The sequence below is a fragment of the Candidatus Dormiibacterota bacterium genome (assembly GCA_035532835.1).
In the GTDB taxonomy this organism is placed as follows: Bacteria; Vulcanimicrobiota; Vulcanimicrobiia; order Vulcanimicrobiales; family Vulcanimicrobiaceae; genus DAHUXY01.
This window is the reverse complement of record DATKQG010000087.1, coordinates 100,550-106,905: the sequence shown is the minus strand read 5'-3', so window position 1 is coordinate 106,905 and position 6,356 is coordinate 100,550. Positions and strand designations below refer to the sequence as shown.

The following is a 6,356-nucleotide window of genomic DNA, read 5'->3' as shown; positions in this document are numbered from 1 at the left end:
AGTTTGGCCAATAATTCCTCTTCATCTTTAAAAACCAGATACAAGTAATTCAGCAGGGACGCATCTGCCTGATGAGGTTTCAAATAGTACTCCTGCCAATTGCCCTCCCATAGGTCGCAAAATTTTTGTTTCTTAAATAATGTCTGCATTGATAAATATTAAAAACCCCAGAATTGTTATTTGTACGTGCGACAGTAACAAACAAGAATAGCCTGGGGCTTTTGAAGCTCCTACACGAGTGTAGGAAATGCGTATCACTACCCTCTATTGTTACCATCGCTTTACTAATATAGTAAAAAATAACCGACTTCGTAACATGTCGTAGTAAAGCTATAGCGCAATATCTGTTTATGGTTCTATGTTGGCTTTCGCGCAACTAGCCGACGTGGTGAACGGTGGTTCCACGTCGGCTTCCTTTGATAATCAAGTAACGTAGATAGTTCGCGATGCGGTTGCCGATGCGAAGTGGCGACGAGAATCAATGCTACACCTGTTCGATATTCGAACATCCGAAATAAGCATTTGTAAATTGCCGCATATTATATAGTAATCGATTCGTGCCCGAGTATTCGCGCAATAGTAAATTACTTTAGCAATCCGCTTGACGCAACCGTCCCATTGGTAATAATAGGGACGGTCAATGCAAATTGAAATACACACCCCTTAAGGACGCGGGATAATACATGGAAACGAAGGGAATTATAAGAACTCTTTAATGGTCCTGAAAATCAAAGACGTAGCGCGGGCCCTTAATTGCTCCGAAAAGACCGTTCGGGGCCTAATAGAGCGTGGTCGCCTCCGGGCCGTAAACTTGTGCCCTGGCTCTCGGCGCGGGGCCTTGCGGTCCCAGAGGAGGCCGGAAAACGAACTAAAAATAGAAACGATGACGATTGGTGTCTTTTCCCGGAAACTGCTTCGACGACTGCAGCATTTGACATCATTGCGTTAAGCAACGCCCGCCGTGCGGGACACGGTCGGAGAAAGGCAATCCGGCTTTGCGTGCCGTCACCAATCGTTATCGTGCGCCCATCGTTAACCGCGCCATAAACGCGGGACCGGATGGGCTTTCAATGCCCCTCTGCAGGGGACACGCCTCGGCGCTTATCTTGCGATGCTACCGGAGGTAGTAACTTCGGCAGCATTCCTGCCGTCGTTCATCCATATCATAGTGCGTTTTTTCGTTGGGCTAACATCTGAAAAAACTAATTTTGCTTTGGCGACAATTATATAGCACTCGATTTGTGCTCGAGTATTTTACTAACATTTTTTTTTATTTCGAGGTGTTCAGAAACATGTGCTAATAGCCTATATATAACGAGTATGCGTGAGTCACAGTTACCGCAGGGTAACACTTCAATCATTAGCGCTAAAGAAGCGCAGCTTATTTTACGTTGTGGACCAACCACTTTTTACACCGTAGTACTGAAGAGCGGGCTATTAACTCGCATTCGGCATGGTAGATTGAATTATTATAGTAAAAAGAAGGTTCAGGACCTGGCCGAAAAGGGCTGGTGGCAATCGCACGCGTAGGAGTTAAGTATGGCTAGAAAAGACGGCTCCCAATCTATCGGCAAGCACCCCCTGAAGCCCGGGTACTACCGTGGCCGGGTATACCATGCGGGCAAAACCAGGTGGTTTGTCGGCACCAGGAAGGCTGAGGTCCAACGCCAGATAGACGGTTTTGTTGAGGAGCAGCGCGAGGCTAATCTGCCCCCTGGGACTGTAGGGGAGTATTTGCGCTCCTGGTTCGAGATGATAAGTCCGAATTGCAGAATTACTTATCGGGCTTTTGTCACTTCTACTTTAAAGACCCACGTTTACGGGCAAGCAGTCGAAAAAATCCAGATTAGCCAGTTGACCTCTGCGGAAATAATCACTTATTTTGACAGCCGTCGTAAGGCTGGAGCTTCGGAACAAACGCTATTTCGAATTTATAAAACGCTTCATGCGGCCTTTGAAGTAGGCGTCGAACTTCGTAAATTCAAATTTAATCCGATTAAATTACCGAAGCAGGTTAAACCGCAAAAGCCTAAGTTTTCGAACGTCGAGGCTTTTAGTCCAGAGGATGAATTGAAACTATTGAATTACGTGGCCGGGAAGCCTTGGGAAGCTTTGATACGTTTAGCTTTAGATTCCGGGGCTAGAGAAGCCGAACTTCTCGGTTTACAAAAAGTCGATTTAGCGGGTAATAAAATGCTAATTCGTCGGACCTTGAATACCGTGGTTGGTGGGCCTGTGCTAGAGGACCTAACCAAGACGGACGCCTCTCACCGGGAAATACAACTAGCGCCTTCGACGGTGGCCGTTTTGCGAAAGCACCTCGCAGCCAACCTCCGAAATGCTGGGTTCGTGTTCGCCAAGGCCACCGGGGAGCCGTGGGACCGCCGCGACTTCAATCGCGCTTGGACTGCTCTGCTTAAAGAGGCCGAGCTCCCGCACTCCCACTTTCATGCCCTCCGGCATACCTGTGCCACCCGGCTGTTGCGGGACGGGGCGTTCATCGTCGCTGTGAGCAAACGTCTAGGCCATGCCAAGCCGTCTATCACCTTGGATACCTACAGTCACGCGATACCCGAGGACCAGGGGGCTCTAGCTGCGCGTTTCGAGGCCCTGGTAGCGGGTTCAGGGTTGACCTGATACTTAGGCCTTGGCAAACCGCTTCAGACCCCTCTACGGCCCTGCAAAGGGCTATTTTCTTTTAGGCTCTTGGGATACGGTTTTCAGAAGGTGAGATACAAAGTGAGATACATTCACTTTCGCAACGCTCGAAAATCGGCACATTCAAAAAAGAGAAAAGCCCCGCAAACGTAGTGTTTGCAAGGCTTTCCGGGTTGGTGCGCAAGACTGGACTCGAACCAGCACGCCGTTGCCAGCGCTAGCACCTCAAGCTAGTGCGTCTACCAATTCCGCCACTCGCGCACAGAGGTACATGGAGCCGCCCGGTGGGCGGCAACCGATAGATAGTATCCCCTACCTCATGTTCGGGTCAAGTGCATCGCGCAATCCGTCGCCGATGTAGTTGATCGAAAGGACCGTTAGCAGGATTCCTACACCCGGGAAGACGGCCGCCCACCATGCCGTCTGTAGCGTCGCTTGCGCGTTGGCCAGCATGTTGCCCCACGACGCCGTCGGCGGCTGAATGCCGAAGCCTAGATACGAAAGGGTGGACTCCAGGACGATGACGTTGGCGACGTCGAGCGTCGCCTGAACGATGATCGGCGCGATCGCATTGGGCAAGAGGTGGCGGAAAATGATCCGCATGTCGTTGTTGCCCAGCGCCCGCGCGGCCTCCGCGAACTCGCGTTCGCGCAGCGTCAGGAACGAAGCGCGCACCAAGCGCGCGACGTTCGGCCAGGATAAAGCACCGATGATCAGCACGATCACGCCGAAGTTCAGGGCCGCCTTCGACGAGCTCGCCGCCACGATGGCCGTGAGGACCAAGAGCAGCGGCAGGAGCGGGATCGAGAGAAAGACGTCGGTGATGCGCATGATGACGTAATCGATCCAGCCGCCGTAGTACCCGGAGATCGCTCCCAGGAACGTGCCGATCACCACTTCCATCACTACCGCAAAGACGCCGACCGTGAGCGAGATCCGCGCGCCGAAGAGCAAGCGGGAGAGCAGATCGCGCCCTACTTCATCGGTTCCAAGCAAGTGCTTGGCGCAAAGCGAGCCGTCCACGAAGCACGGCGGCAGCGGATTGCCGAGCCAGTGCACGTTGTCGATGGCGTTCGGATCGAACGGCGCGAGCCATTTAGCGAAGACTGCCGCCAGCACGATCAGCGTGAGCACGACAAAGCCCGCAACGGCGAGCCTATGCCGGCGCAGACGCGTCCAAAACGTCACCTTGGTCGATTGAAAGTCGTCCTCTTGGAAGACGTTCGGTTGAACTGGAAGAGTGGTTGCCATACGTCCCCTAGTCGTACTTCACGCGCGGATCGAGCCACGCGTAGAGCACGTCCGCCAAAAGATTCGAAAAGACCACGAAAAATGCGAGGATGAGCAAGTAACCCATCATCAAGGCGATGTCGCTTTGCTGGAGCGCATTGTAGAACATACGTCCGGCGCCCGGCCACGCAAAGATCGTCTCAGTAACGATCGCGCCGCCCAGCACGCCGGGCAGCGAGAGTGCGAGGATCGTCACGACCGGAATCAGCGCGTTCTTCAATCCATGCTTGAAGAGGATGGTAGTAAAATCCAAGCCCTTCGCAGCGGCGGTTCGCATGTAGTCGGTCTTCATCACCTCGAGCAGCGACGAGCGCATGAACCGGCTGTAGAGCGCCAGCGAGAGCAACGAGAGCACGATCACCGGCAGAACCAAATGCGAGAGCCGATCGCCCAAGTTAAACGCATCCATACTCGACATACCGGCCGACGGCGTTTGAATGATGTAACCGAACGGCAGCGGGATGCCGTGCACCGCAAAGAGCAGTTGCAGCATCAGCGCAAACCAGAACACCGGCATCGACTGGCCGAAAAAGGCCAGCGTCGTGATGAAGTAATCGGCGAACGAGTACGGCTTGATCGCCGAGAAGATCCCGGCCGCGAGGCCGATCACGACCGAGAGGATGAACGAGGCGCCCATCAACTCCAGCGTCGCGGGGAGACGCTCGAGGATCGCCTGCATCACCGGCTGCGAGTTACTGGTCGAGTACCCGAAGTTGCCTTGCAAGACCTGACCGAGCCACTTGAAGTAGCGCACGATCGTCCACAGCCAATCCGGCACGCCGGCCGGCGGGGTGAGCCCGAGGTTGGCCTTGAGGCGCGCGATATCGGCCGGGGTGATGTGCGGATTCTGAAGATAGGGCGCTAACGGCCCGCCCGGCGCGTTGTTCAAAATGATGTACAGAATGAACGAAATCAGCAACAGGAGCGGAATCGACTGCAGCGTACGCCGCACCACGTAGTTAAACAGGGATAGTGCCCTCCAACAAACCGGGCCTAGTTACGAAGCCCGGGCCCGCATACCCTCCGGGCCACGAAGCGGGCAGTCAGGCGGCCGCGAGCTTCCGCAGGCCGAGAATTTCGCGCGCCTGGTCGGGGGTGGCCACGGCTCGTCCGGCCTCTTGCGCTATGCGGACAACGCGAGCGACCAGCTCCTCGTTCCGCGCCAAGCGGCCCTTACTGTAATAGAGGTTATCCTCCAATCCGACCCGGACGTGCCCGCCCATCGCGATCGCCACCATGGCAAGCGGCAACTGCTGGCGTCCGATCCCTGCCACCGTCCAAGTGCAGCCCGCCGGGAGATCGTCCACGAGCTCGCAGAGGTTTTGAACCGTCGCCTCCAAGCCGCCGGGAACACCGAGGACGAAGTCGGCGTGCTGCGGGAGCGTGAGGACGCCCTCGCTAGCCAGGCGGCGCGCGTTCGCGAGGTGGCCCTTATCGAAAATCTCCAGCTCCGGCTTCACGTCGTACTCGTGCATCTTTGCCAGAATGCCGCGCATGATGGGGAAGCTGTTTTCAAAGATGTCGTCGCCGAAGTTGACGCTGCCGCATGTGAGCGTCGCCATTTCGGGACGCAATTGCAAGATGCTCGATCGCTCCTGCGGCGTCATCCCGATCGCACCGCCCGTGGAGAACTGCACGATCAGATCGCTCTGCGCTCGGATCGCGGCGAAGGCTGCGCGGAAACGCTCGACGTCGTGCGTGTTCGTCCCGTCGTCGTTGCGGCAATGCACGTGAACCATCGAGGCGCCGGCCTCGCGAATCGCGGCAGCGGTCTGCCCGAGTTGTTCCGGAGTAACGGGCAGGTGAGGCGTCTGGTCGGGCATGATCTCGCCCCCGACCGGCGCGCAGGTGATGATGAGCGGTTCCATGCCCCGGACTTCTCCCCGCAGCCCGCAGGCTACTCCGGCCGCGGCTTTGCGGCCTTGGCGATGGCGACTGTGTACGCGGTAGTCAGCGCGAGCACCAGCACGGAAAATCCGACGATTGTCGGGATAAAACCGGGCGAAAGCGTTCCCCGGGCACTGGAGACCAACTGCCACTCTATGGCGGCAAATCCTACTCCTAGCGCCGCCTTGGTAACCAAAACCATCTCGCGTTTCAACGCATTAACGGCAGCGCGGTTCTCCGGAGTAATCGTGATTTTCATCGGCAGGTTCACCCGCGGTTGCGCCGAGCTCGCCGCGAAACCACTCACGAGATATGTAAATGCGCCGCATGCGGGCAACAGGAGGAGCGAGAGTTTTGAACCGTATCCCACTCCATCCGGTCCAAAATGCACGGCGATGGAATCGGGAAGTGTGCCGAGCCCCCAAGCGGCAATAGCGATCTGCGCCAGCGTTCCAAGGATCGCCAGCGATTCAAGTGCTGCACGGCGAGAGTTCATATACGGGCCTCTACTCCCGATGCCG

General features: G+C 55.9%; 5 protein-coding genes and 1 tRNA gene. 1 reads left to right on the top strand and 5 read right to left on the bottom strand.

What is annotated here, in order from left to right; genetic code table 11:
• Window positions 1-1,539 precede the first annotated feature (1,539 nt).
• On the top strand, window positions 1,540-2,637 hold the full coding sequence (locus tag VMW12_11185; GenBank protein ID HUZ50278.1) for a site-specific integrase: 1,098 nt from the start codon (window positions 1,540-1,542) through the stop codon (window positions 2,635-2,637).
• A 195-nt stretch (window positions 2,638-2,832) separates the two neighbouring features.
• On the opposite strand, the gene VMW12_11180 is transcribed toward VMW12_11185, so the two are convergent.
• The 5 genes from VMW12_11180 to VMW12_11160 form a co-directional block, all read right to left on the bottom strand.
• Window positions 2,833-2,919, bottom strand: a tRNA-Leu gene (locus VMW12_11180).
• Between the two features lie 51 nt (window positions 2,920-2,970).
• Window positions 2,971-3,909 (bottom strand): oligopeptide ABC transporter permease, encoded by a 939-nt coding sequence (gene opp4C, locus VMW12_11175; protein HUZ50277.1) that lies wholly within the window; start codon window positions 3,907-3,909, stop codon window positions 2,971-2,973.
• 7 nt (window positions 3,910-3,916) lie between these two features.
• The gene (locus VMW12_11170) at window positions 3,917-4,903 is read right to left on the bottom strand and encodes an ABC transporter permease (GenBank protein ID HUZ50276.1); all 987 of its coding nucleotides are present in this window, start codon (window positions 4,901-4,903) and stop codon (window positions 3,917-3,919) included.
• Between the two features lie 88 nt (window positions 4,904-4,991).
• A complete protein-coding gene (locus VMW12_11165) occupies window positions 4,992-5,816 on the bottom strand; it encodes a 3-keto-5-aminohexanoate cleavage protein (GenBank protein HUZ50275.1) in 825 nt (274 codons plus the stop codon).
• A gap of 29 nt (window positions 5,817-5,845) precedes the next feature.
• Window positions 5,846-6,331, bottom strand: coding sequence for a DUF1648 domain-containing protein (locus tag VMW12_11160; protein ID HUZ50274.1), 486 nt, complete (start codon window positions 6,329-6,331; stop codon window positions 5,846-5,848).
• Window positions 6,332-6,356 lie beyond the last annotated feature (25 nt).

Coding starts and splice junctions, on each gene's coding strand:
- VMW12_11185 (HUZ50278.1), top strand. CDS start 1,540: ATGGCTAGAAAAGACGGCTCCCAATCTATCGGCAAGCACCCCCTGAAG.
- opp4C (HUZ50277.1), bottom strand. CDS start 3,909: ATGGCAACCACTCTTCCAGTTCAACCGAACGTCTTCCAAGAGGACGAC.
- VMW12_11165 (HUZ50275.1), bottom strand. CDS start 5,816: ATGGAACCGCTCATCATCACCTGCGCGCCGGTCGGGGGCGAGATCATG.
- VMW12_11160 (HUZ50274.1), bottom strand. CDS start 6,331: ATGAACTCTCGCCGTGCAGCACTTGAATCGCTGGCGATCCTTGGAACG.